Source organism: Streptomyces sp. BHT-5-2, assembly GCF_019774615.1.
Lineage (GTDB): Bacteria > Actinomycetota > Actinomycetes > Streptomycetales > Streptomycetaceae > Streptomyces.
Map to the genome: position 1 here is coordinate 3,596,672 of NZ_CP081496.1, position 21,229 is coordinate 3,617,900.

Below are 21,229 nucleotides of genomic sequence, written 5' to 3' on the forward strand. Positions count from 1 at the left end.
GCCCCCGTATGACCATCCAAGAGCCACCCCTGCAGGCCGTGGAGCCCAAGCACCGGTCCGAGCCGCTGCCCGATCCGGTCCCTCTGACGGGCTGTCCCTACAAGAGCAACCCCTACCCCCTCTACGAGCGGATGCGCGAGGCCGGACCCGTCCACCGCGTGCTCTTCCCCAGTGGCGTACACGCCTGGCTCGTCACCGGCTACGACGCCGCCTACGCCGCCCTGAACGACGACCGCCTGGGCAAGAACCACGACCGCGGAAACGACCGCTGGCGCGCCCGCGCCTCGATCATGCCCGAACCCCAGCACTCCCAGCTCCAGGCCCACCTCCTCCACCAGGACCCGCCCGAGCACACCCGCATGCGGCGCTTCGTCACCGACGCCTTCATCCCCCGCCGCGTCGAGAGTCTGCGCCCCCGCTTCCAGGAGCTGGCCGACGCCCTCATCGACGCACTCCCCGAAACCGGCCCCGCCGACCTCGTCGCCGGCTTCGCCGCCCACTTCCCCTTCCAGGTCCTCGCCGAGGTCATCGGCCTCCCGCAGCATCTGGCCGCCCGTTTCGACCGCGACTGGGGCAAGGTCGTCCAGCCCGTCGGCCCCACCGATCCCGGTCGGCCGCTGTACGAGGCCCGACTGCACGGCCTGCAGAGCTACATAGCCCAGGTCGTCGTCCACAAGCGCGAACACTGGGACGATGACCTCCTCAGCCGCCTCGTCGTGGCCCGCGACCGCCGCGAACTGTCCCAGGAAGAGCTGGACTCCATGATCTTCCAGCTCCTCGTCGCCGGCCAGGAACCGGTCACCAACCAGATCACCACCGCACTGATCGCCCTCTTCCGCCACCCCGACCAGCTCGCCCGCCTGCGCGACGAACCCGGCCTGCTGCCCCGCGCCGTCGAGGAACTCCTCCGCTACGACAGCGCCTTCGAGCTGACCACCTGGCGCTTCCTCGACCAGGACGACGACCTGTACGGCACCGAAGTCCCGGCCGGCGACTCCGTGATCGTCTCCCTGTGCGCCGCCAACCGCGACCCGTGCCGCTTCCCCGACCCCGACACCCTCGACCTCGACCGCACCCCCAACCCCCACCTCGCCTTCGGTCACGGCATCCACTTCTGTCCCGGCGCCGCCCTCGCCCGCGCCGAACTCCAGATCGCCCTGGGCGCCCTGCTCACCCGGCTGCCCGGCCTCCACCTCGCCATCAAGGACGAGGACATCGAGTGGATCCCGGCCGTCCTCGGCCGTGGCACCAACCACCTGCCCGTCGGCTACGACCGACGCCGCTGAGACACCTCTGACACGCCTGTGACGCCGGCTTCCGGCTGACCGGGTCCGGCCACACAGCGCGCCCCGGACCCGGAGCCGGACCCGGCTGAACCACCACCCCATCCGCCTGACGGCGCCTGGCCGCCCCCACGCCACGGCGCCATGCCGTCATGCCCGCTCGCTTCCCGCTTCCCGCTTCCCGCTTCCCGCTTCCCGCTTCCCGCTTCCCGGAGGAACGACATGCCGCCGACAACCACGCCGGACGTTCTCCCCACGAGGATCAGCACCGCGATCCTGAACCTGCTCCTGCCGCACCACCGAACGGCCGACCAAGGCCCCGCCTCCGCCGAGCGGTTTCCCCACCAACTGCGCCAGATCGCCGACTTCGTACGCGACGACGCCCCCGTCACGTTCACCCTGCCCGGCTTCCCCTGCAAGTCCCCCAACCCCGCCAAAGTCCTCGGCCACCTCCCCGACCAGGGAGAACGTCTCTCCCTCGGCTTCCTCAACGCCCTGTGCACCGAGATCGAGCGGATCTACCCGCCGGGCGCCCGCATGGTCATCTGCTCCGACGGCCACGCCTTCGGCGACCTCATCCGCGTACCCGACGAGCACATCGACGCCTACGCCGACGAACTCCGCACCCTCATGGACCACTCGGGCCTGACACGACTTTCCGTGTTCGACCTGCGCGACGTATTCGGCGACCTCCCGCACGACACCAAACGCGCCCACCTCCACCAGAGCTACGCCCCCACGCTGGACGCCCTGCGCGCAGAGGTCCGCGCCGACGACAACACCCTCGCCCTCTACCGCGGCATCACCCGCTTCCTCGTCGAGGACACCGCCGACCACGCAGGCACCCGCTCCGCCCTCCAACGCGAGTGCCGGCAACGTGCGTACGGCGTCATCCAGCGCAGCCGCGCCTGGGGCGACCTGATCGCCGACCACCACCCCCGCTCCGTACGCCTGTCCATCCACCCCCAGCCCATCGGCGCCCGCAAGTTCGGCATCCGCCTGCTGGACGCGCCCGACGCCTGGACCACCCCCTGGCACTCGGCGGCCCTGCGCCGCACCGACGGCACCTGGACCCTCATGCCCCGGGCGAAGGCCGCCGAGCTGGGCCGCCTGATCGAGAGCGACGATCGCCCCAGCCACTTCGACCAGGACTGACCGGAGCCGACACCGATCGCTCGGGCGCGCCATCGGCGGTATTCGGCCACCCCGCGTCCGAAAGCGTCCGGGCTCCTTGTCATGATGTCGGCGCCGAGCCTGCCACCGCCGCTGTGCGATATGTCCGGGCCGCGGTTTTCGCCGCGGTCTGCCTCGTGCTGTCCGCGGCAGGGCATGTGGCTGGACCGCGCAGGTGAAGACCAGCAAGCTGAAGAACCCGATCAAGACGGACGACGGCACCATCAACGAAGCCGTCTCGGAGATCACCTGGTCCAAGGGCAAGATCGAGCCCGGCCAGTACCGGGACTTCAGCGTCGCCCTCGGTCAACACCCCGACGACGCCGACCAGTTGGCCTTCAAGGCGCTCCAGACGTACTCCGACGGCAAGGTCGTGCGCTGGATCGAAGAGCCCAAGGCAGGTCAGGCAGAACCGGAGAACCCGGCACCGATGCTGAAACGCACCAAGGCCGCAGACTCAACCGCCGCCTCCACTTCCGCAGCTCCCAAGGCGTCCGCCGGCGACTCCACCACCCGGGGCCTGGGCATCGCGGGCCTGATCGCGGGAGTCCTGGGCATCGGCACTGCCGCGGTAGCCCTCTACCGCAGCCGCTCCGCCCGTCCGTAACCAACCGACCGGGATACCAGGCAATCCCTGGTGGGGCGGACGGAGTGCCACCGCCCCAGGGCTCCCACAAGAGACCAACCAGGCTCGGACGACGACGAACCCTCCGGCAGACGGGGGAGTAGTGATAGATCTTGCCTGACCCGTCCTTCATGTAACCATCCGTGGCTCTGAGTAGCCATGGGTGGGCGGGCATGCGAACGGCCACCCTCCGTGACGTTGGAGGGTGGCCGTGGGGCTGGCGGAGTCAGGCCGTGAGTTCAACCCCGGTGAACGTGGTTGTCACGAGGGTCATGTTCGCGATGAGGGGCGGGACGTTGAATTGGGTGGTGACCCATTCTGCGTAGGCTTCTCGGTCTTGTGAGGCGAAGTCTCCGAAGAGAAGGATCAAGCGGAGGTCGTCACGGTCTATTGCGTGTTCGCTCATGACGATGTGGCACATGTAGTCGATGAGTCCTTGAACGTTGAGGTTGGGCATTCCCTGTTCAGCGCACCAATCCCCGAAACGGTCGCTGTGCTTGTCTGCCCATCCCGCGATCATGGCGATTGAGAACTCTAGCCCTTGCATTGCTTCCTCCGTTTTGCGTTGCGCCGTGTGAGGTTGGGTTTCAGTGGGTCGCCTTGAGGGTCCGTCGTGTGAGGGGCGTGCGCTTTTTGACTTTGGTGTCGCATGAGTCGGTGAGAATGTGTGCAACATCTTCTGTGGCTTCGGCAAGGGGTTCCCTTACCGCTTGCCGGGCCCGCTCGATGATTTCGCGGTCAAGTGGACTGCCCACTGTGCATTGTCCGTCCTTCGCCTCGTAGAAGTCCTTACGAGTGAAGATGCGCTCAGCAACCAGATTCAGAACCATTTGGTCTACGTGCGGCCGTGCGACTTCCACCAGGTCCAGGGCCATGCTGTGTGACTTGTGTTCCTTGGGGCGGTGCAACAGCCCGACTTCGGTGTCAAGTCCCAACGCGTGGCAGGCTAGGCGTGCTTCAGCGTAACCAATGGAGTAGCCGAGGTTCAGCATGGCGTTGATCGGTGTCACTGCCTTGCGGGGTGTCTTCCCGGCCCTTTGTAGTGGGGAGTAGCGGGTTTGGAATGTCTTCCAGCATGGCGCCGGAGAAGGGCAAGCACAAAGCGTGGATTGAAAAACTGTGGCGTGCCATTCTCGATGACGAAGAACCAGAATGGGGAACCCTTCCCGCCCTCATGCCGCACAGCGTCTCATCCTGGAACCTCTACAACGCCTTCCGCACCCTCAATGCGAAAAAGCCCTACCCGAAGCAAATGAAGCCTTTTAACTTCATGATGATCGGGCAGGTGGACCCCATGTACCGCGATCCTAAAGGGGGATTGCTCATCGCACCCTATGAGGCTGACAGCAGCAAATGGGGACACGTGACATGGGTGGACAGAAACAATCCCGTCAAACCCATCAAGCGCCCGCCGCTCGTTGTCTTCCAGGACGTCATTGACGACTATGCCGTTCACCCGGAATGGAAATTCGAAGACTTGGGTGGTCAATACTGCACACCGCCAACCCGAGGAATCCTGCGGCGTCAATGGATTCATGCCCCCAGCGCTACGACGGTAGGCAAGGAATCCAACAGCTTGGAAGGGCCTGAACTACTCGAAGCGGAAGGAATGGCCACGGTCCTTTTCGGGAAAACTTGGGAAGACTGGTTCCCCCTCGTTGACTTCTTCCTCGACCAGTGCGCCGAAAGCAAAGTCGCTTCACGAACCCAAGTGAAGCAGTACCGAAAAGGCAGCAAACCTCGACCGAAGAAAATGAAGGAAATAATCCAAGCCAGCGCACTCTACGCATGGCAAGACCTCAGAAAAGAACACGCGGACTCGATACTGAATCGCGACCCGCTGCACGTACTGCAAACCTGGTACCACCTACACCACGGCAACCCAGATATGCCGATCTGAACAGCAAAGGACCCGTCAGCCCCACGCTGACGGGTCCCAACTGCGCCCGACATCTCTGTCACTGCCAGGCAACGACACTATAGCCGCTGACGCTTGTTACCAACTCGGTGAGGCGGACTGGCCGCAATGAATGCAGACCAATTGGTCACCCTGCCGCATCGTCGCATGCTGTCCGGTCGGACTGTTAGGGCACATCGCGCTGTTCTCCTTGGATTGGTGATCTAATTCCCCATGCGGGGTGATCCCTCCCTTCCCCGATAGCCTCAGAAAAGGGAGGGACAACTATGCGGGCGGGCAACCAGCCCGACCCCTGGTCTACGTCGGCGGGGTCCCGTTCACCGACGGGGGTTCAGCACTGCCGTACCGAATCCCCAACAACTCGAAGCGGTCATCACCCGTGTCACGTGCGTGACCGAGACACCACTCGCGAGCCTCATCTTCGGAGGGGCTATCGAGGCTGAATTCCCCGCAGATGATGCACTTCCCCACGTGCCTCAGGCCCCAGTCCGCATCGAGCTGGAACACCCAGTCACGCAACCGCTCGCGCTCGCTCACGGCATGTCCTCCGGACGCTCCGTGACCTCAATGCCTGCGCCGAGCAAGGCATTGACGCATGCACCCAGAGCACACAGCGTCTCCTCCAACTCTTCCTCAGTCAGCGCATTCATCCACGGGACACGAGCCTTCAGCGCCTCAGTCAGACGGTGTTCAAGGTCCCGGAGTTTGTCTGCTGCCTGGCTGGTCGTGCACTCCTCAGATTCCATCAACGCACCGTCTTCGGCTTGTGGACATGGTCGGCCAACTCCAGCGAACACAGAGCCGCACGGGCGTGCCGTCCACGCTTCCGGTGCTCGGCTCGTTGCCTCACCAGTGCCTCGCAGACGTCGCACCCTGCAACCGGCTGCGACTCCGGAAACGGGTCCGGCAGGTGAACGGGGCCGCTCAGACTGGGCATCAGCCGGTCACCTCCACCCCGTGAATCCAACGCGGCCCGGCGTCAAGGCCGTACGACGACAGCCACAGAGCCCGGCGCCGTCCACGCTGCAACCGCCGCTCCTGACGCTCCTGGGGCTCCTGGGGCGTCAGGACGTACGGACGGAGGAACGCCACCTCCTCACCCCGCAACAGCCGTTCCTCGGCCGGGATACGGGGGATCATGAGCGTGGGGGTGTCGGGGTGCTCGGGGGAGGGCGGTGCGTCGGCGGACCGATGGCGCCCATTAGCGGGCAGTATCCGCCGCAGCAATGATTCGAAGATCGTTCGGATAGGGTGGGTCATGCTTTCAACCTCCCGGGGTTGAGGCCACGCCCCCGGGCCGTCGCCACGGTCGCGGGGGTCTTCCGACCCTGGCATCGTGCCGACATGCAAAGGCCGGAACTATCAGGGATCACTGATAGCTCCGGCCAGCGCTTGACGCTAAGTCACCTACCTAGCCACGCACCATAGTTGCTGAAGGTGTCTGGCATTCGACGCTTTGCAGCCTCCAACCCGGAAAACGTTTCACGCACAGTGGGGTGATACCGGGTCTGCTGGGGCGCGAGTTTGCGGGCTTCCAGCAGACTTTTGAAAGCCGCGTCAGTGCGGCCCGTCCACATCTGCGCTCGCGCAACCTCGGTGTGATGGTGGGCCAGACGGGACGGGGGCCACCCATCGGGCACTGTCATCTCCTGAGCGGTCTGAACGGCTTCGGGATAGAGATCCAGTTCCGCCAAGACACTCACCCGGTGCGCACCCACGTTGGTGGGGCCGAATGAAAGCCAATGGACCTTCTCAGCCGGGCCCGTACGCTTCGCCAGGCGCTCAGCTTCGGCGAGGTGTCCCTCAGCCACGTCCTTATCCTTGTCACGCCCCGCCAGGACGGCCGCCCCCAAGTGAAGTTGTCCAGTGACAGCATCGAGCACACGCCCCGGCTCTGCCTGTTCCAGCGTGGCCATCCCCAACCGCACGAGACGTTTCCCTGTCCGGTAGTCGCTCGCCCGGAGGTAGGCAAGTGCTCGTAGGTACTGACGCATCCCGCTCAGGACGGGGTCTGATGCCCGCTGTGCAGCCCAATCCATGCGGTCCAACGCCACCGTGCACAAGTCGGGGAACCCGAGCTTCGTAGTGACGTCGTAGGCGGTCCGGTAGGTGCTGGCGAGCAACCGCCAGTTGCGGTCAGTCGGGGCGTTGTGCGCTGCTGTTGTCGCCTCATGAATCAGGCCGGGAAGTTCGGCAGCGACTTTCTTGATGTTGGTCGCCCGGACCATGGCGCAGAGATCGTCGGCATGTGTCTCCAGATCTTCCACTGAGCGTGGCCTTACGTCTGGATCGGGGCCGAGATCGTAGACGTTCAGTGCCTCACGAATCGGGTTGATCAGACCATCTAGCTGATCTTGCCGTAGCTCTTCGAGATAGGGCTGCCCCTTCAATTCGGAGGCCGGAACCGAGAGGGCACGTGCCAGTGCACCGACAACCGATGGACTCGCAGGCAAGACCCCCTGCTCCACTTTGGTCAGCGTGCTGTACGAGACGTGCGATAGATCGGACAACTCACGTTGTGTCAGTCGGCGGACCTTCCGGGCGTGTGCGACACGTGCGCCCGTGTGCTCGCCAATGTAAGGGGGCATACTGGTCTCTCCGTTCTGCATCGACACCAGAACGGTACCCCCGGCGAGTTGCAGGGGAACGGTGATCGGCCCCCGTCGCTGGACGGGGGCCGTTGCTGTGACGAGGTACCAACGAGCCGAGTGCACCACCAACGGCCACCCCCCAACGTCACGGAGGGTGGCCGTTCGCATGCCCGCCCACCCATGGCTACTCAGAGCCACGGATGGTTACATGAAGGACGGGTCAAGCAGGGTCTATCACTACTCCCCCTCCGGCAGACGGGGGCGCCGACTGGCCGACCCTGGTCGTTTCGAAGGACGCATGGCGATGGTTCCTGCCCCTGTCGGTCCGCCGCGGCAACCGGACCGCAGTGGACAACGAGCAGCTGACCAGCCTCGCGCTGACCGCGCGGGACGGTGACCCGGTCGCCGTCGAACACTTCATCCGCCCCTCCCACCCTGACATGTGGCGGTTCGCAGCACACCTGAGCGGCGACCCGAGCAGCACCGACGACCTCGCACCGGAGACGTCCCCGCGCGCCCGCACCCGACTGCTGTCGATCGCCCGCCGCTTGGCCGTCGACCGCTACCGGGTCGCCGCCACTCTCGCCTCCGGGCAAGTGCTGAGGTGACAGGTGAGTTTCCGGAAACGTCGCGTTCACGACGCCGGGAATCGACGGTAACAACCGCTTCCTAGCGTGACCGGCCATGGGACCAGAGCCGTGGACACGGCAGTACGCGGCCGTCCAGCCGCCGACTCCCCCGTCCTGCCGATGACGCCAAGCGGGGTTCTTCCCTTCATCGAGGCACCCGCACCAGCATCATCGGGAGGCGCGGCATGAGTACCACCGAGTCACGGCCGGAGGTGGCAGGCACGGCGCAGGCCGCCGCCGGCCAGGCCGTCAGGGAGACGCTGGAGGACTACACCCTCCGTTTCGCTCCCCGCAGCTATCGTCGCTGGCGCCCCGTGGTCGTGGCGACCACGGCGCTCGGCGGCATCGCCTACATGGCCGACTTCTCCATCGGCGCCGGCATCGGCCTGGCACACGGAACCGGCAACGCGCTCCTGGCGATCACCGTCGCCGCCGTCGTCATCTTCCTCACCGGCCTTCCCCTCGCCTACTACGGGGCCCGCTACAACATCGACCTCGACCTGATCACCCGCGGCTCCGGTTTCGGCTACTACGGCTCGGTCCTCACCAGCGTCATCTTCGCCAGCTTCACCTTCATCTTCTTCGCCCTCGAAGGCTCGATCATGGCCCAGGGCCTCAAACTCGGCCTCGGACTTCCCCTGTGGCTGGGCTACTTGGTCTCCACCCTCATGGTCATCCCCCTGGTGATCTACGGCATGAAGGCGCTCAGCAAGCTCCAGGTGTGGACCACCCCGATCTGGCTGCTGCTGATGATCGGCCCGCTGGTCTACCTGATCGCCACCGACCCCGGCACGGTCGACCGCTTCCTCTCCTACTCCGGCACGGACGGCGACGGCGGCGTCAACACCGCCTCCGTGCTGCTCGGCGCCGGCGTGTGCCTCTCCCTCATCGCGCAGATCGGCGAGCAGATCGACTACCTCCGGTTCATGCCGCCCAAGACCAGTGAGAACAAGCACAGTTGGTGGTCCGCGGTACTCATGGCCGGCCCCGGCTGGGTGGTGCTGGGCGCGCTGAAACAGACCATCGGCGTCTTCCTCGCCGTCTACATCCTCGCCAAGGTGGGTCCGGCCGCCGCGCCCGAACCCATCCAGCAGTTCCGCGGCGCCTTCGACGCGATGATGCCGTCCTGGATGGTCATCCCGCTGGCCGTGGCACTGGTGGTCATCAGCCAGATCAAGATCAACGTGACGAACGCCTACTCCGGTTCGCTGGCGTGGACGAACTCCTTCACCCGCATCTCCAAGCACTACCCCGGCCGTATGGTCTTCGTCCTGGTCAACCTGGGTTTTGCGCTCGCCCTGATGGAAGCCGACATGTTCAGCTTCCTCAACAGCATCCTGAGCTTCTACTCGAACTGCGCGATCGCCTGGGTGGTCACCGTCGCCACCGACATCGGCATCAACAAGTACCTGCTGAAGCTGTCCCCCCTCCAGCCGGAGTTCCGCCGCGGCATGCTGTACGCCGTCAACCCCGTCGGTGTGGTGTCCTTCACCGCCGCGTCCGGCCTGTCGATCGCCATGTACTTCCATCTGCTGGGCGACGCCCTACAGCCGTACTCGCCGGTAGCAGCGGCCGTGATCGCCTTCGCCCTGACCCCGTTGACTGCGATCGCCACCAAGGGCAGGTACTACCTCCGTCGCACCGACGACGGCCTCGACGAGCCCGTGCTGGACGTGGACGGCAACCCGAGCGCGGTCACCCTCGACTGCCATGTCTGCCACCAGTCCTACGAGCGCCCGGACCTCACCGCCTGCGCCACCCACGACGCGGTCGTCTGCTCCCTGTGCCTGAGCACGGACAAGACCGGCGACCACCTGCTGCCGGCCACCACGTAGGCAGCAACACGTCCCCGGCAATCGCCACCACCCACCGCTGCGTCATCGGGCCCGAGACGGGCACCGAGATCCGGATGAGGCCCTGGTCAGCCACAACACACCGCAGGCCCGGTGCACCGCTGACCAGGCACTCGTCCTGGATGACGGACGGCCGGCCGCTCCGGTCCCGCCGAAGGGATCCCCCACCATGAAGAGGGGACACGAATCCCGCCATACCCACCTGGGCCGGAGCCATCGCCTTCCTGCTCGGTGCATCGCCCTCGCTCCCCTCGACGCCGGAGCCCAACTCACCACCGTGGGCGCCCCCTTGCTCACCGATCAACTACGTTGGCGGCACGTGCCGGCACCGCTGCCTGCTCTTGCGAGCGCGAGGCATCATCGACGCTGCACCAAGACCACCCCACCCATGGCTCGGACCGTGACTGCCGCGCCGACGGCCCCCTTTCGGTCTCTCAGGCGGACGGCCCCCACAGGGTGAGCCGACCCTCAATGGGGTTGTCCTTGACCAGAGCCGTATTGCTGAGTTCCGAGGGCAGCGGAGCGGTGTCAACCGCTTCCCGGCATTCTTCCGGTGTCGTGCCCGGGCTCTTGGCATGGGGCGTACTCGCAGCGGATCACCTTGAGGGCAACCGGCCGGTTCCCCCGCGTCTGCGAGAGACATACGGACCCCATGCCGCCCTCGCCGATCCGAGCGAGCAGCCGGTGGCCGGAGATCTCCTGCGGTTCGCCCGCCGCCAGCGAGCACGGTGCGTCACTGTTGCTGTCTTCGATGGAGCCCGCCCCCGTCGGTCGCCGCCGACCTCGGAGCGAACATCGAGACTCTGCGCAACTGGAGCCGGGCCACCCATGGACGCCGTGCCCACTGCGTACCCGCGGCGCCTCCGCAGCCTGGCGGTGACGCGGTTCAGCCGGAGCTTGCCGCCCCGCGGAAGAACGTCCGGGAACTGGAGGAAGAACACGACATCCTCCGCAAGGCGGCCCGGTGTTGCGCAGTGCAGTCGAACAAACACGAGGCCCGACTCGACACCTTCACTGGCTCCAGCGGTACAACAACCCGACGTCGACACTCCATATATGAAGCGCCCCCGCGGAGGGAAGCCAACGCAGCGATGGACGCCTCATCATCACCGGCAAGCAGCTGTGCCACTCGTTCTCGTTCCATAGCAACCCCCGCCCCTATTCTGCCGCTCCGCAGCACATAGCCCAACGGCACCTGGCCGCCCTCGCCGACGATCGGCTTCAGCCGAGCGGGCTGGTGTCGAGTACGACGATGGTCCACCGCAGCGCTGGGCCTGTGGATCCTCGGCTCCCTGGCGCTGGCCCACCCCTTCCTCCTGGACGTGGCCATCAAGGTCACCCCGGCCGGCACGGCGCAGCGCCTGGACCGCCTGTGGCACAGCTCCCCCGTCGTCCGCCGATGGATGCAAGTAGCCAGTGCGGAATGGGGGATTGCCTTCCTCATCGACGCCATCGCCCGCGTGGTAATGGCCTATACGCTCCCCATCGACAGTGTGCCCTCGCTCGGTGCCTTGGTACTGGTCGCCCTGCTGGGCATGGCACAGGCCCTCGTGACGGTGCACGGCCGCCGCAGCGGCGCCCCCGCCCTGATACGCAACCGCGGTTGATACGACCACGCGCCTCCACAAACCTGTCCTGCTCTACTCGTAGATCGATCCGTGGGGGCGGCGCCGTATCCGATCTGCTCACTCAACCCGGCAGGCCATCGGTGCCGTTCACTGCTTCCGCGTCCCGTGATCCTCGCAGGGGATTGCAGGTGGAGGGCTCGCGGGCGGGGCGCTTGTCGGGTGCAGGTTGACGGGGAGTCCGACTGCCACCGTGTCGTCCTGCGCGTGTGGGTCGTCCCAGGACGACACCGACCAGGACGAGTGCCAGTCCGCACAGCTGCTGGACGGTCAACACCTCTCCGGCGACTGCCGTGCCGAGCAGTACGCCGGTGACGGGGTTGAGCAGTCCTGTCAGGCCCACGGTCCCCGCGGGCAGGTGCCGTAGCCCGGTGAACCAGGCGGTGAAGGCAAGCATGGTGGCGATGAGGGTGACATAGCCGAACGCGAGGAGCGCCGGTGTGGAGAGCTCGGGCGGAGGGCCCTCCACGGCTGCGGCGATCGGCAGCAGGAACAGTCCTCCGGCGGTGAGCTGCCAGGAGGTTGAGGCAAGCACATCGGTACCGGTGCTCCACCGCTTGGTCAGGATGTGGCCGAAGGACGACACCAGCATGGCTGCGGCCGAGGCGAGGACGCCCGGCACGCTCACTCCTTCCGCCCCCGTGAGCAGCATGAGACAGACCCCGCCGAGCCCGATCGCGGCGCCGGCCAGGTGTGCGATGCCGGGTCGCTCGGACACCAGGGCCCAGGCGATCAGCATCATCGCCAGCGGGGACACCGCCATGACGGTCGAGGCGACGCTCGTCGGGAGCAGTTGGGAGGCGGCGTAGACGAGCACGAAGAACGCGCTCACGTTGAGCAGCCCGAGCGCCGCGGACCGCCACCACCGCACGCCGTGTGGTCGCTGCCTGCACAGAGCCAGCAGGACGAGACCGGCGGGCAGCGCCCGCAGGGCGGCTCCGTAGAGGGGGTTGTCGGGCGGCAGGAATTCATGGGTGACGTAATAGTTGGCACCCCAGGCCACCGGTGCGACAGCTGTCAGGGCCACCCACCGCATATTAGCTTCCATGGAAGGCAATATAGCTTCCCGGGAAGCTATCATGGTGCGCATGGACGACCCGCAACCGCTGGACCGCGTGGCCCGCATCCAGGCCGACTGGCGCCGCGAACGGCCCGACCTCGACGTCTCCCCGCAGGGCGTGATCGGCCGGCTGCACCGCCTGGCCGACCACCTCACCGAGGAACTCTGCCTCGTCTACGGGCGCTACGGACTCAGCGAGGGAGAGTTCGACGTGCTGTGCGCACTGCGCCGCGCCGGTGAACCCTATGAGCGCGCGCCCGGCGAACTCGCCGCACACACCATGGTCACCACCGGCGCGATGACGAAGCGGATCGACCGCCTGGAGCGGGCCGGACTCGTCACCCGCCGCCGTTCCGACGACGACCAGCGCGGCCGGATCGTGGCCCTCACCCAGCCCGGTCGCGAACTGATCGACCAGGCATTCACCGACCACATGCGCAACGAACACCGCCTGTTGAGCCTGCTGACGCCCGCGGAGACCAAGGCACTTGAAGGACTGCTCACCACCTGGGTCTCCCACGTGGAAAATCCGCGTCCGTCCGACAGCAAGTGACCCGACCTGCACCGGGAAGCCGAGCGGATAGCAAGACCAGTTCCACACCCTCTCCCACCCCGTACGGCAGCCCGGCGTCAGGACTCCGATACCCCGGCTGGCTCCACTGCCCACAGCCGTGGAGAGCCGTCACCGAGCACGACGCACTCGCCATGGCCTCCACCACCCGGGAGGCCATGGGCCTGGCCGCTCCGGAGGCCCAAGCCTGCGGCCTGCCGTGCTCTGCCAGCCCGCCCCCGACCTGACCTACGCCCTCGCCGGCTCCGGCACCACGACCGACCATCACCAGCCCACAGCCCTCGCCCGAGCCTCCACGAAGCCCTGCACCGGCCGCCCGACAAGGCCGTCGAGTACACCGACCGGGCCGCTCTCACCCTCGGCCACCTCGCCGAGCACCTCTCCGTCCAGCGCCTCGAAAAGCTCGCCCACACCCGTATCTGGCCAGCCCCCGGGCATGACCCGCACCCGATTCGCCCCGCTCTGCCAGCCGAACCGACCGCCCGCTGTGCCCCGACCGCGCTCGACGAAGACACCGGCCGCCACCTCAAGGGCAACGCTCATGGCCTCTCCCGCCCGCCTCCTCGGCCGCATCTGTGGCATCACCGGTACCTTCGCCCTCCTCGATGACCTCACCCGGTTTCCGCGGTGCATCCAGGCCGTCCCCTTGGCGAACAAGCTCTACTGCACCCGCGAGCGCCAACCCCTAACCGATGCTCGCAATGCCTTCCGGATCGTTGGGACATTGTTCTGGATTGGTAACTTGTAGCGCGCCCTAGGTGCTTTGTGGACTTTGATCGGAAAGATTCCCTTTGCCGGTGACCAGCCGGCAGATCCGTGCCGCAATCGGCGGGGCTCTCGCCGTATTGCGCGAGGAAGGGAATAGTTCATGTCCTACAGCAAGCGCATCGCCGCCGCCGTACTCGTGGCCGGCGCGGTCCTCGGGGTCGGCGCACTGCCCGCCTCCGCCGCGGACCGTGGCTACGACCACGGCCATCACCTCGGCTACCACGGTCGTCACTACGGCTACCACCACGACCGTGACGGACGGCGGCACCACGGTGAGGGTTTCCGGGGCGAGGGATGGCGGCACGACCACGACGGCTTCCGCGGATGGCGGCACGACCGCCACAACTGGCGGTAGTCCGACGAGGCGTCGGGGGCGGCACGGTGAGCCGGTCCGGACCAGGTGATGAGGATCCGCGGATGTGAGCGGGTGCCATCAAAGGCTTGATGCGGATCCGGCTGGGCAGCCGCCCCCGGCACCGCCAACCGGGTGTGGGACAGGCCCGCCGGTTCCCTGTTCAGGGCCGGCGGGGCTGTCGACGTTGCCCGACGACGCGGTCGCCGGTGTCCCGTGGCCAAGGAGACGGCCGCGGGACACCGGGACCCGTAGGCCCGGCTGCGCGCCAGCCCCAGATGTTGGGAGATATGGGAGTGCCGCCAACCTGCGCGATGTCCGACGCCGACAGCAGGCTGCAAACCGTCTTGTGGCCTGGTGGCGACTGGCCGTGTCCGCCACCATTCCAGGCCGGAGCGTCGGCATCATGAGTGCCATGGACGAGTCCAGCGAAGTCCTCACCGAGGACGAGGCGAACGACCTGCCCGATGAGGACCGAACCGTCGGCTGGCACGACGATGACGCGTATCCAGAGGGTCACTGACGCCGGTGTCCGGACAGGGGCCGTCACACGTCCTGTGTTCGGACACCGGCAGCGAATGGACGGCGCGGATTGGGCCCGGCGCACGGCTGTACACACCCTCGGCAGTCCGGTGGCCGGCCAGGCCACGGATCGACCCGTCGTCGTGGCTGCCTTGTCCGCCGACGTCCGCAGGTGCTCCATGCACCAGCCATCGATGGGCACCGCCCGCCGGCGCCGGGTGTTGCGGTCGAAGCGCTGCTGCCCGGCGGCCATTTCGAACAGCAGCATCCCGGCCAGTGGTCGGAACGCCTCTCCTCGAAGGAGCCCGGACATCGGGGACAGGACAGCGACCTGAGTTCCGTCCGGGCCGCTCAGCGCCGTACCGCAGCCCCATCGCCGCTCGGTGGCGCTCATCCCGACCGTCACGGTGATGTGGTGCACCGGCCGAGCCCGCGGGAACTGCGCCACCGACCCCACTGACCCCCAGGCGAACGACAGGACGGTCGGCCGTGGCTTGTTCGTGACCTTCCGCTCGGCAGGACGAACCTGTTGTCCTTCGGGGATGGTGATGGTCGTGACAGCCGATGTGGTGATCGTGGGGAACGGGGCGCTGGGCCTGTCGGTCGCAGTGGAGACGGCGCTGCGGGATCGCTCCTTGCGGATCGTCGTGGTTGGCCCGGAGGCACGCCCCGATTCCGCTTCCGTGGCAGCGGGAGCGATGCTCAACTGCTTTGCCGAGGTCACGGCGCGTACAGGTGAACATCCTGCGGCCCGGGCGAAGTTCGCGCTGGCGCGCGAAGCGGCTCGGCTGTGGCCGGGCTGGCTGGAGCGGCTCTCGGCGGCGGCCCGACACGCGGCGGTTCCGGTCACGAGCACCCGGGGGACACTGGTCGTGCTGGGGGCGCGCTCCACGGGTGACGGCGTGGGCAGCATGCAGGCCATCCGCGCGGCCGCCGAGGAACATGGCGAGCCGTGCCAGGACATGGATCCCTACAGCATCGGCGCGTTGGAGGCGGAGGCGGGTGACCAGCCCGTGGACGCCTTGTACTTGGAGAACGAGGGGGCGGTCGACGCCCGCCGTGTGCTCGCGTCCCTGGACGCTGCCGCGTCAGGGCTCGGCGTCACGCGCGTCGCCGGTGAGGTGGCGTCCCTGGTGACGGCCAAGGACACGGTTACCGGGGTGCGGTTGTCCTCGGGAGCGACGCTCCCCGCGGGAGCCGTCGTCCTCGCGGCCGGCGCGGCGAGTGGGCGCCTGATCGAGCAACTGCCCCCGGGCACGGTGCAGCCGATGCTGAACGGAACGGGTGTGGCACTGGAGGCCCAGCGCGTGCGGGGCGAGGCCGTGCCGTATGTCGTACGCACACCCACCCTCGTCGGCGGCTGCGGGCTGCACGCGGTGCCGCTCGGGGAGGGGGTCGAGTACCTGGGCGCGACCAACCACGTCTACTTCGACGCGCCTGCCGGACCGCGGCTGGGCATCGTCCAGGCGCTGCTGTCCGGCTACATCGCGCAGTTCGACCGGAACATGGCGTTCTCGGCCGTGCGGCGCTGGCATTACGGCCTGCGGCCGGTGACACTGGACACCTTCCCGCTCCTGGGCCGCGCGCCGGTGCCGGGCCTGTTCTTCGCAACGGGGACCTACCGGGACGGCTTCCACAGCGCCCCGGCGATCGCCCGCCACCTGGCCGGGCTCCTGACGGATGACGCCGCTCCGGACGATGATTCGTACGCGGTCTTCGCACCCGGCCGGAAGCCCATCGAGACGATGACTGTGGACGACGCCGCGGAGCGCTTCGCGCAGATGGCACTCCTGGTCGCCGTCGAACGAGGCATGAGGCTGCCGTACATCTTCGACACCGAACCGATCGCCGCGGCGTGCAGGCAAAGGGCTCTTGAATGCGTGGAGCGGCTGGGCGTCCCGGTTCCGCTGGAACCTGAAATCCTCGGCGCCGTCTCCGAAGCCGACGCGAACCGGATCCGGCAGGTGGCCCACTATCTCAGCGCTGTGACCGCCCGTCCCTGACCGGCCAGCCCGTCACCCACCGGTGCCCCGGTGGGGACAGCGCCGAAGACCGGCGGTTCGGGGATGGAGTCGAGGACGGGAGTCGAGGACACAGACGGGCTGTTCGTGCCACCGCTGCGGGTTGGTGGTGGCGATGATGGCGTCCTCTGGCGGTCCGTGGGCCGGGCGGTGTGCTGACACTGTGCCGCCGCTCATGCGGGTCCGGTAAGCGGGCTCACCGAGCGCGCTCAGCGGCACAGGGTGCGCAGGGCGGTGAGGCAGTCCGCGGCCCGGTGTTGCGGGTCGGTGTCGGTGCTGGCCCAGGCGATCCGGGCGTCCGGCCGGATCAGGACAGCGGTGACGTCCCACCAGATCGGATCCGCCGCTGCGGTGTTGACGGTGGCCGTCCGCTGTTCCAGACCGCCTGCGGGGCACGGCGTCCGCGTCCCGCTGAGGTCCAGCAGCAGCGGCCGGCCGTGGTGCATCAGCGCGTGGGCGGTGGGTGCGTCGGCGGTGTCCAGGGCGAGGCCGGCCAGTCGCGTGCCGTTCAGCGGGTGCGCGCCGGGTGCGGTTTCGGCGGGGAGCGGGTCGTCGAAGCCGGCGATCCGGCGGGCCCACTGGCGGTTGGTCTGCGGTTCGGCCAGCGCGGCGGAGCAGACCTCGCGCAGCGCGATCTGCTCCGGGCTCGCCGCGGCGAACAGGGCAAGCTGCGCACGGGTGTTGTCGATGACGGCGCGGGCTGCCGGCCGGCGCTCGGTGTCGTAGCTGTCGAGCAGTCCGTCGGGCGCCCGGCCTTGGAGGGTGGCGGCCAGCTTCCAGCCCAGGTTGGTGGCGTCCTGGATGCCGAGGTTCATGCCCTGGCCACCGGCCGGGAAGAACATGTGTGCCGCGTCCCCGGCCAGCAGCACCCGTCCGGCTCGGTACTGCGTGGCCTGGCGGGTGGCGTTGCCGTAGCGCGACAGCCAGCGGGGGTTGCGGATGCCCAGGTCCCGTCCCAGTAGCGTGCGCGTCTGCTCGCGCACCTCCTCCAGGGTCAGCGGTTCGCCGGTGCCGTGGTGCATGGTGGCCGTGGACAGACCCGCCAGCCGGTGGACGCCGTCGCCGATCGGGGCCGCCAGGAACGAGCCGGCCGGTCCGGTGGCGGCGAGCGGCGCGGTGGGCGGGTCGTCGAGTTCGACGTCGGCGAGCCATCCGGTCAGGGTGGTGTCCTGGCCGGGGAAGTCGATGCCGGCGGCCTGGCGTACCGCGCTGCGGGTGCCGTCGCAGCCCACCACCCAGCGGGCTCGCACGGTCCGGTGGGTGCCGCCGGCCCGGATCACCGCCTCGACGGTGTCCGAGTCCTGGGTGAGCGAGACGACCTCCTCCCCGCGCAGCACCCGGGCGCCCACGGCAACCGCGTGCTCCTCCAGGAGCTGTTCGGTGACGGACTGACCGAGCGCCAGCATGAACGGGTGCAGCGCCCCGACGGTGGAGAAGTCCAGCCTGGTGGTCGCCGCCCCGAAGTGGCCGGTCGGCACGGGGGTGCCGCGTTCGATGAACCGCTCCGCGAGTCCGCGGGTGGCGAAGGTGTCCAGGGTGCCGGCCTGCATGCCGACCGCGCGCGACCGTCCGTCCGGTGCCGCCCGGCGTTCCACGACGGTCACCTCCACCCCATGCAGGCGCAACTCCGCGGCCAGCCAGAGCCCCACCGGACCGGCCCCGGCGATGAGCACGTCGAGCATGACAACCACTCCCTCTCACTCTTGTCCGTTGGACAAGGATGAGCATGCCCTAGAATTGTCCATTGGACAACAGGGGTTGGACGGCAGAGCGCGGAAGCCGACCGGAGAGGCGCATCGGATGGGTACGACACGGGACGAGATCGTCGCCGCCACGCTGGCAGTCCTCGACGAGCACGGGCTGGACGGCGTGACCATGCGCGCCGTCGCGGCCCGGCTCGGCGTGCAGCACAACACCGTCCGCTGGCACGCCTCCAGCAAGGGCCGCCTGCTCGAACTGGCCTCCGATGAACTCCTTGCGCACTGCCTCGACGAGCCGCTGCCCCAGGCGTTCCCCGACCGACTCAAGGAACTGAGCCGCCGCTGCCGCACGGCACTGCTCTCCCACCGCGACGCCGCCAGAATGGTCGCGGGCGTCTTCGCCGCCGAGCCCCGCACGCTGCGCTACGCCGACACCGTGATCGCCACCCTGCTGGCGGCCGGCCACTCGCCGCGCACGGCCGCGTGGACCCACTGGTCGATCTTCTACCTGACTCTGGGCCTCACCCAGGAACAGCAGGCTGCCCAGGAGACCGCACCGGCCCTCCTCCCGGACCAAGCCCCGGCCGACACGTACCCGGCCCTGGCCGAGGTCCTGCCGTACGTCGGCCCCGACAGCTTCGACGAGCGATTCGAATTCGCCCTCGACCTGATCATCGCCGGCCTCCCCCGGGCCGAGGGGCCAACCATCCAGCGGTCGTGAAGAAGAGCTCCCGCTGGGCAGGCGCCCGCCGGGGCTCGGTCAGCTCCAGCACTCCCGCACAGAGCGGGGCACGGCGCCGCTTGCAAGCCGGCCGGAGCACACAGCCGGGCGTGCGACGGTGGAGTATCCAGGCAGGCCGTCCCACGAGCCGAGCGTGAAGCAACACGACCGCAGTGCATGCGGCGTGGCTCGTGATCGCCGCGCATCCTCGCCCCCCCGCAAGAGCCGCAGCCAACGACGATTGACTTCGGAGATCGCCAACGTCGGTCAAACTTCGGCGATCCGGGTGATCGCCGGCCGGGCGCCGCGCCCGCCAGGGCGGTGGCCAGGCGGGCGTGGACGTCGGTGGCGGCTTCGCGGGTGACTGGGTTGGGGGCGTACAGGTGGGCGGCGTTCAGTTGGCGGCCGCGGCCGGCAGCGGCACCGGGATGGTGGTGGTGCGCAGCTGGGGCATCTGGGCGGCGGACTCGCCCGGGGTGGCGGCCTGTTGGGCAGCTGGGGATCAGGGAGTGCGGGCCGCGCGGTGGGGAGCTGGTCACTGCCCTGTTCCCCCGGCTCCGGCCAGACTCTGGTGGCACATCAGATTTTGGTGGCCCGGCCGGCGGCGACGCGGCCGAGCGCACGGCCCGCAACCCGGGCCGAGGCACCACCCCGGACGCGCGCGGTGGCGTCAGGTTCCCCTTCCGGATCAGGCGAAGGGGCCGTCAGTGACGAAGCGTTGGAGGTGGTGGGCGAAGGTGCGGACCTCGGCGGGCGGCCAAGAGGCCAGGGATGCCTCGATGTGCGCGGCGAGGCGGCGTCGGGTGACGTCCACGGTCTGCTGCCCGGCCTCGGTGAGCGCGAGCAGGGTGGCGCGCCCGTCGCGGGGGTCGGGATCTCGGTACAGGAGGCCGGCGTTCTCCAGGCGTGTGGCACGGCGGGTGACGCCGGAGCGGTCCAGGCCGATCTCGCTGGCGAGGTCGGCTGCGCTGCGCGGGCCGGTGCGGGCCAGCCCGCTGAGGACGGGGTAGGTGGTCTCGTCCACGGCGTCGCCCAGGCCCTCGGTCAGGCGTTGGTACAGCTGCGTTCGGGTATCGCGCTTGAGCAGCGTTGCCAGCGCGTCGGCGATCTCGTGTCCTACATCGTTCGGCATGCCCTCCAGATTAGCGTGCGCGGCGCACGTAGTCTGTAGTACTCTCCAGATGCGTGCTCGGCGCACGCAAATCTCCGATCCGGGAACCCGTTTCCCCAACCCTTCCGTGAGGACCGCCATGACCACCACCACCTTCCGTACCGACGTCGTCTCCGCCATGACCGACCTGCTCTTCACGCCAGGACTGGAGCTGGCCGAGGCCGTGGACCGGCACTTCGCCCCGGACTACTGCCAGCGCACCGACGGCCGTTGGGACGACCGGAGCGAGTTCACGGCCCACATCGCCCACCTTCGCGGCATCGTCGCGGGTGGCTCGATCCGAGTGCTGGACGAACTCGTACAGGGCGACCTGTACGCCGACCGGCACATCATCGATGTCGACAAGACCGACGGCTCCTCCGTCCGCATGGAGGTCTACCTCTTCGGCGAGTTCGCTGCCGACGGGCGCTTCCGACGCATCGAGGAGACCACCCTGATGCTCCAGGGCGCCGACGGCGACCGCAACATCGGCAGCGCCCGCTGACGGTGAGGGCGCTCATGAGCGGTCCCCGGTCACGCCGACCAGCCCTCTGACTGACCCTGGGCCCCGAACGGGACCTGTCGACCTCGCACAAGTACCGGGACGAACCAGAAGGCGGCACCACCGTGTTGATCGGTGGTGCCGCCTTCTGCCTGCGGTCGGCAC

The 21,229-nt window shown here is 68.1% G+C and carries 20 protein-coding genes and 1 pseudogene; 12 read left to right on the top strand and 9 right to left on the bottom strand.

The features are described from left to right. Window positions 1–8 precede the first annotated feature (8 nt). From K2224_RS15935 to K2224_RS15945, 3 genes and pseudogenes are all read left to right on the top strand, one after another. Complete coding sequence (locus tag K2224_RS15935) at window positions 9–1,286, top strand: cytochrome P450 (RefSeq protein ID WP_221907173.1); 1,278 nt, start codon at window positions 9–11, stop codon at window positions 1,284–1,286. A gap of 219 nt (window positions 1,287–1,505) precedes the next feature. Beyond that, the gene (locus K2224_RS15940; protein WP_221907174.1) at window positions 1,506–2,438 is read left to right on the top strand and encodes an L-tyrosine/L-tryptophan isonitrile synthase family protein; all 933 of its coding nucleotides are present in this window, start codon (window positions 1,506–1,508) and stop codon (window positions 2,436–2,438) included. A gap of 178 nt (window positions 2,439–2,616) precedes the next feature. Further along, window positions 2,617–3,063 (top strand): annotated as a pseudogene (locus tag K2224_RS15945) (YcnI family protein); the annotation flags it as partial. 244 nt (window positions 3,064–3,307) lie between these two features. Here the strand turns inward: K2224_RS15945 and K2224_RS15950 are convergent. Next, window positions 3,308–3,628, bottom strand: a complete 321-nt coding sequence (locus tag K2224_RS15950) for a hypothetical protein (RefSeq protein WP_221907175.1) — start codon at window positions 3,626–3,628, stop codon at window positions 3,308–3,310. Between the two features lie 40 nt (window positions 3,629–3,668). Next, the gene (gene cas1 / locus K2224_RS15955) at window positions 3,669–4,235 is read right to left on the bottom strand and encodes a CRISPR-associated endonuclease Cas1 (RefSeq protein ID WP_313904799.1); all 567 of its coding nucleotides are present in this window, start codon (window positions 4,233–4,235) and stop codon (window positions 3,669–3,671) included. On the opposite strand from cas1, the gene K2224_RS15960 reads away from it, so the two are divergent. Continuing rightward, a complete protein-coding gene (locus K2224_RS15960; RefSeq protein WP_221907177.1) occupies window positions 4,145–4,981 on the top strand; it encodes a hypothetical protein in 837 nt (278 codons plus the stop codon). The genes cas1 and K2224_RS15960 overlap by 91 nt on opposite strands. Window positions 4,982–5,532: 551 nt before the next feature. Here the strand turns inward: K2224_RS15960 and K2224_RS15965 are convergent. The 3 genes from K2224_RS15965 to K2224_RS15975 form a co-directional block, all read right to left on the bottom strand. Beyond that, window positions 5,533–5,745, bottom strand: coding sequence for a hypothetical protein (locus K2224_RS15965; protein WP_221907178.1), 213 nt, complete (start codon window positions 5,743–5,745; stop codon window positions 5,533–5,535). A gap of 190 nt (window positions 5,746–5,935) precedes the next feature. Continuing rightward, a complete protein-coding gene (locus K2224_RS15970; protein ID WP_221907179.1) occupies window positions 5,936–6,259 on the bottom strand; it encodes a hypothetical protein in 324 nt (107 codons plus the stop codon). 143 nt (window positions 6,260–6,402) lie between these two features. Further along, window positions 6,403–7,608, bottom strand: coding sequence for a helix-turn-helix domain-containing protein (locus K2224_RS15975; protein ID WP_260693465.1), 1,206 nt, complete (start codon window positions 7,606–7,608; stop codon window positions 6,403–6,405). A gap of 329 nt (window positions 7,609–7,937) precedes the next feature. On the opposite strand from K2224_RS15975, the gene K2224_RS15980 reads away from it, so the two are divergent. From K2224_RS15980 to K2224_RS15990, 3 genes are all read left to right on the top strand, one after another. Beyond that, entirely contained in the window at window positions 7,938–8,198 is a 261-nt protein-coding gene (locus K2224_RS15980; protein ID WP_221907180.1) for a hypothetical protein, read from the top strand. A gap of 206 nt (window positions 8,199–8,404) precedes the next feature. Next, entirely contained in the window at window positions 8,405–10,054 is a 1,650-nt protein-coding gene (locus K2224_RS15985; RefSeq protein WP_221907181.1) for a cytosine permease, read from the top strand. Between the two features lie 1,340 nt (window positions 10,055–11,394). Further along, entirely contained in the window at window positions 11,395–11,679 is a 285-nt protein-coding gene (locus K2224_RS15990; protein WP_221907182.1) for a hypothetical protein, read from the top strand. Window positions 11,680–11,761: 82 nt separating this feature from the next. On the opposite strand, the gene K2224_RS15995 is transcribed toward K2224_RS15990, so the two are convergent. After that, complete coding sequence (locus tag K2224_RS15995; RefSeq protein WP_221909735.1) at window positions 11,762–12,733, bottom strand: DMT family transporter; 972 nt, start codon at window positions 12,731–12,733, stop codon at window positions 11,762–11,764. Between the two features lie 52 nt (window positions 12,734–12,785). Between K2224_RS15995 and K2224_RS16000 the strand changes: the two genes are divergently transcribed. After that, window positions 12,786–13,310 carry a MarR family winged helix-turn-helix transcriptional regulator gene (locus K2224_RS16000; protein ID WP_221907183.1) on the top strand — a complete coding sequence of 175 codons (525 nt, stop codon included), beginning with the start codon at window positions 12,786–12,788 and terminating at the stop codon, window positions 13,308–13,310. A 282-nt stretch (window positions 13,311–13,592) separates the two neighbouring features. On the opposite strand, the gene K2224_RS41645 is transcribed toward K2224_RS16000, so the two are convergent. Continuing rightward, the gene (locus tag K2224_RS41645) at window positions 13,593–13,961 is read right to left on the bottom strand and encodes a hypothetical protein (RefSeq protein ID WP_221907184.1); all 369 of its coding nucleotides are present in this window, start codon (window positions 13,959–13,961) and stop codon (window positions 13,593–13,595) included. A 235-nt stretch (window positions 13,962–14,196) separates the two neighbouring features. Between K2224_RS41645 and K2224_RS16010 the strand changes: the two genes are divergently transcribed. Both K2224_RS16010 and K2224_RS16015 read left to right on the top strand, forming a co-directional pair. After that, complete coding sequence (locus tag K2224_RS16010) at window positions 14,197–14,451, top strand: hypothetical protein (RefSeq protein ID WP_221907185.1); 255 nt, start codon at window positions 14,197–14,199, stop codon at window positions 14,449–14,451. Window positions 14,452–15,524: 1,073 nt separating this feature from the next. Next, window positions 15,525–16,973, top strand: a complete 1,449-nt coding sequence (locus K2224_RS16015; protein ID WP_221907186.1) for an FAD-binding oxidoreductase — start codon at window positions 15,525–15,527, stop codon at window positions 16,971–16,973. A gap of 227 nt (window positions 16,974–17,200) precedes the next feature. On the opposite strand, the gene K2224_RS16020 is transcribed toward K2224_RS16015, so the two are convergent. Continuing rightward, window positions 17,201–18,673, bottom strand: coding sequence for an FAD-dependent monooxygenase (locus tag K2224_RS16020; RefSeq protein WP_221907187.1), 1,473 nt, complete (start codon window positions 18,671–18,673; stop codon window positions 17,201–17,203). Between the two features lie 118 nt (window positions 18,674–18,791). Between K2224_RS16020 and K2224_RS16025 the strand changes: the two genes are divergently transcribed. Next, on the top strand, window positions 18,792–19,412 hold the full coding sequence (locus tag K2224_RS16025) for a TetR/AcrR family transcriptional regulator C-terminal domain-containing protein (protein WP_221907188.1): 621 nt from the start codon (window positions 18,792–18,794) through the stop codon (window positions 19,410–19,412). Window positions 19,413–20,100: 688 nt separating this feature from the next. Here the strand turns inward: K2224_RS16025 and K2224_RS16030 are convergent. Then, entirely contained in the window at window positions 20,101–20,544 is a 444-nt protein-coding gene (locus K2224_RS16030) for a MarR family winged helix-turn-helix transcriptional regulator (protein ID WP_221907189.1), read from the bottom strand. Between the two features lie 118 nt (window positions 20,545–20,662). Here K2224_RS16030 and K2224_RS16035 point away from each other — a divergent pair, with 118 nt between their 5' ends. After that, window positions 20,663–21,067, top strand: a complete 405-nt coding sequence (locus K2224_RS16035) for a nuclear transport factor 2 family protein (RefSeq protein WP_221907190.1) — start codon at window positions 20,663–20,665, stop codon at window positions 21,065–21,067. Window positions 21,068–21,229: the final 162 nt, after the last annotated feature.

Bases quoted from the DNA above. Each gene is read 5' to 3' on its own strand.
- K2224_RS16030 (WP_221907189.1), bottom strand. From the start codon at position 20,544: ATGCCGAACGATGTAGGACACGAGATCGCCGACGCGCTGGCAACGCTG.
- K2224_RS16025 (WP_221907188.1), top strand. From the start codon at position 18,792: ATGGGTACGACACGGGACGAGATCGTCGCCGCCACGCTGGCAGTCCTC.
- K2224_RS16010 (WP_221907185.1), top strand. From the start codon at position 14,197: ATGTCCTACAGCAAGCGCATCGCCGCCGCCGTACTCGTGGCCGGCGCG.
- K2224_RS15965 (WP_221907178.1), bottom strand. From the start codon at position 5,745: ATGGAATCTGAGGAGTGCACGACCAGCCAGGCAGCAGACAAACTCCGG.
- K2224_RS16035 (WP_221907190.1), top strand. From the start codon at position 20,663: ATGACCACCACCACCTTCCGTACCGACGTCGTCTCCGCCATGACCGAC.
- K2224_RS16000 (WP_221907183.1), top strand. From the start codon at position 12,786: ATGGACGACCCGCAACCGCTGGACCGCGTGGCCCGCATCCAGGCCGAC.
- K2224_RS15975 (WP_260693465.1), bottom strand. From the start codon at position 7,608: ATGCAGAACGGAGAGACCAGTATGCCCCCTTACATTGGCGAGCACACG.
- K2224_RS15940 (WP_221907174.1), top strand. From the start codon at position 1,506: ATGCCGCCGACAACCACGCCGGACGTTCTCCCCACGAGGATCAGCACC.
- K2224_RS15950 (WP_221907175.1), bottom strand. From the start codon at position 3,628: ATGCAAGGGCTAGAGTTCTCAATCGCCATGATCGCGGGATGGGCAGAC.
- K2224_RS15985 (WP_221907181.1), top strand. From the start codon at position 8,405: ATGAGTACCACCGAGTCACGGCCGGAGGTGGCAGGCACGGCGCAGGCC.
- K2224_RS16020 (WP_221907187.1), bottom strand. From the start codon at position 18,673: ATGCTCGACGTGCTCATCGCCGGGGCCGGTCCGGTGGGGCTCTGGCTG.
- K2224_RS15995 (WP_221909735.1), bottom strand. From the start codon at position 12,733: ATGCGGTGGGTGGCCCTGACAGCTGTCGCACCGGTGGCCTGGGGTGCC.
- K2224_RS15970 (WP_221907179.1), bottom strand. From the start codon at position 6,259: ATGACCCACCCTATCCGAACGATCTTCGAATCATTGCTGCGGCGGATA.
- K2224_RS41645 (WP_221907184.1), bottom strand. From the start codon at position 13,961: ATGCACCGCGGAAACCGGGTGAGGTCATCGAGGAGGGCGAAGGTACCG.
- K2224_RS15960 (WP_221907177.1), top strand. From the start codon at position 4,145: ATGTCTTCCAGCATGGCGCCGGAGAAGGGCAAGCACAAAGCGTGGATT.
- K2224_RS15935 (WP_221907173.1), top strand. From the start codon at position 9: ATGACCATCCAAGAGCCACCCCTGCAGGCCGTGGAGCCCAAGCACCGG.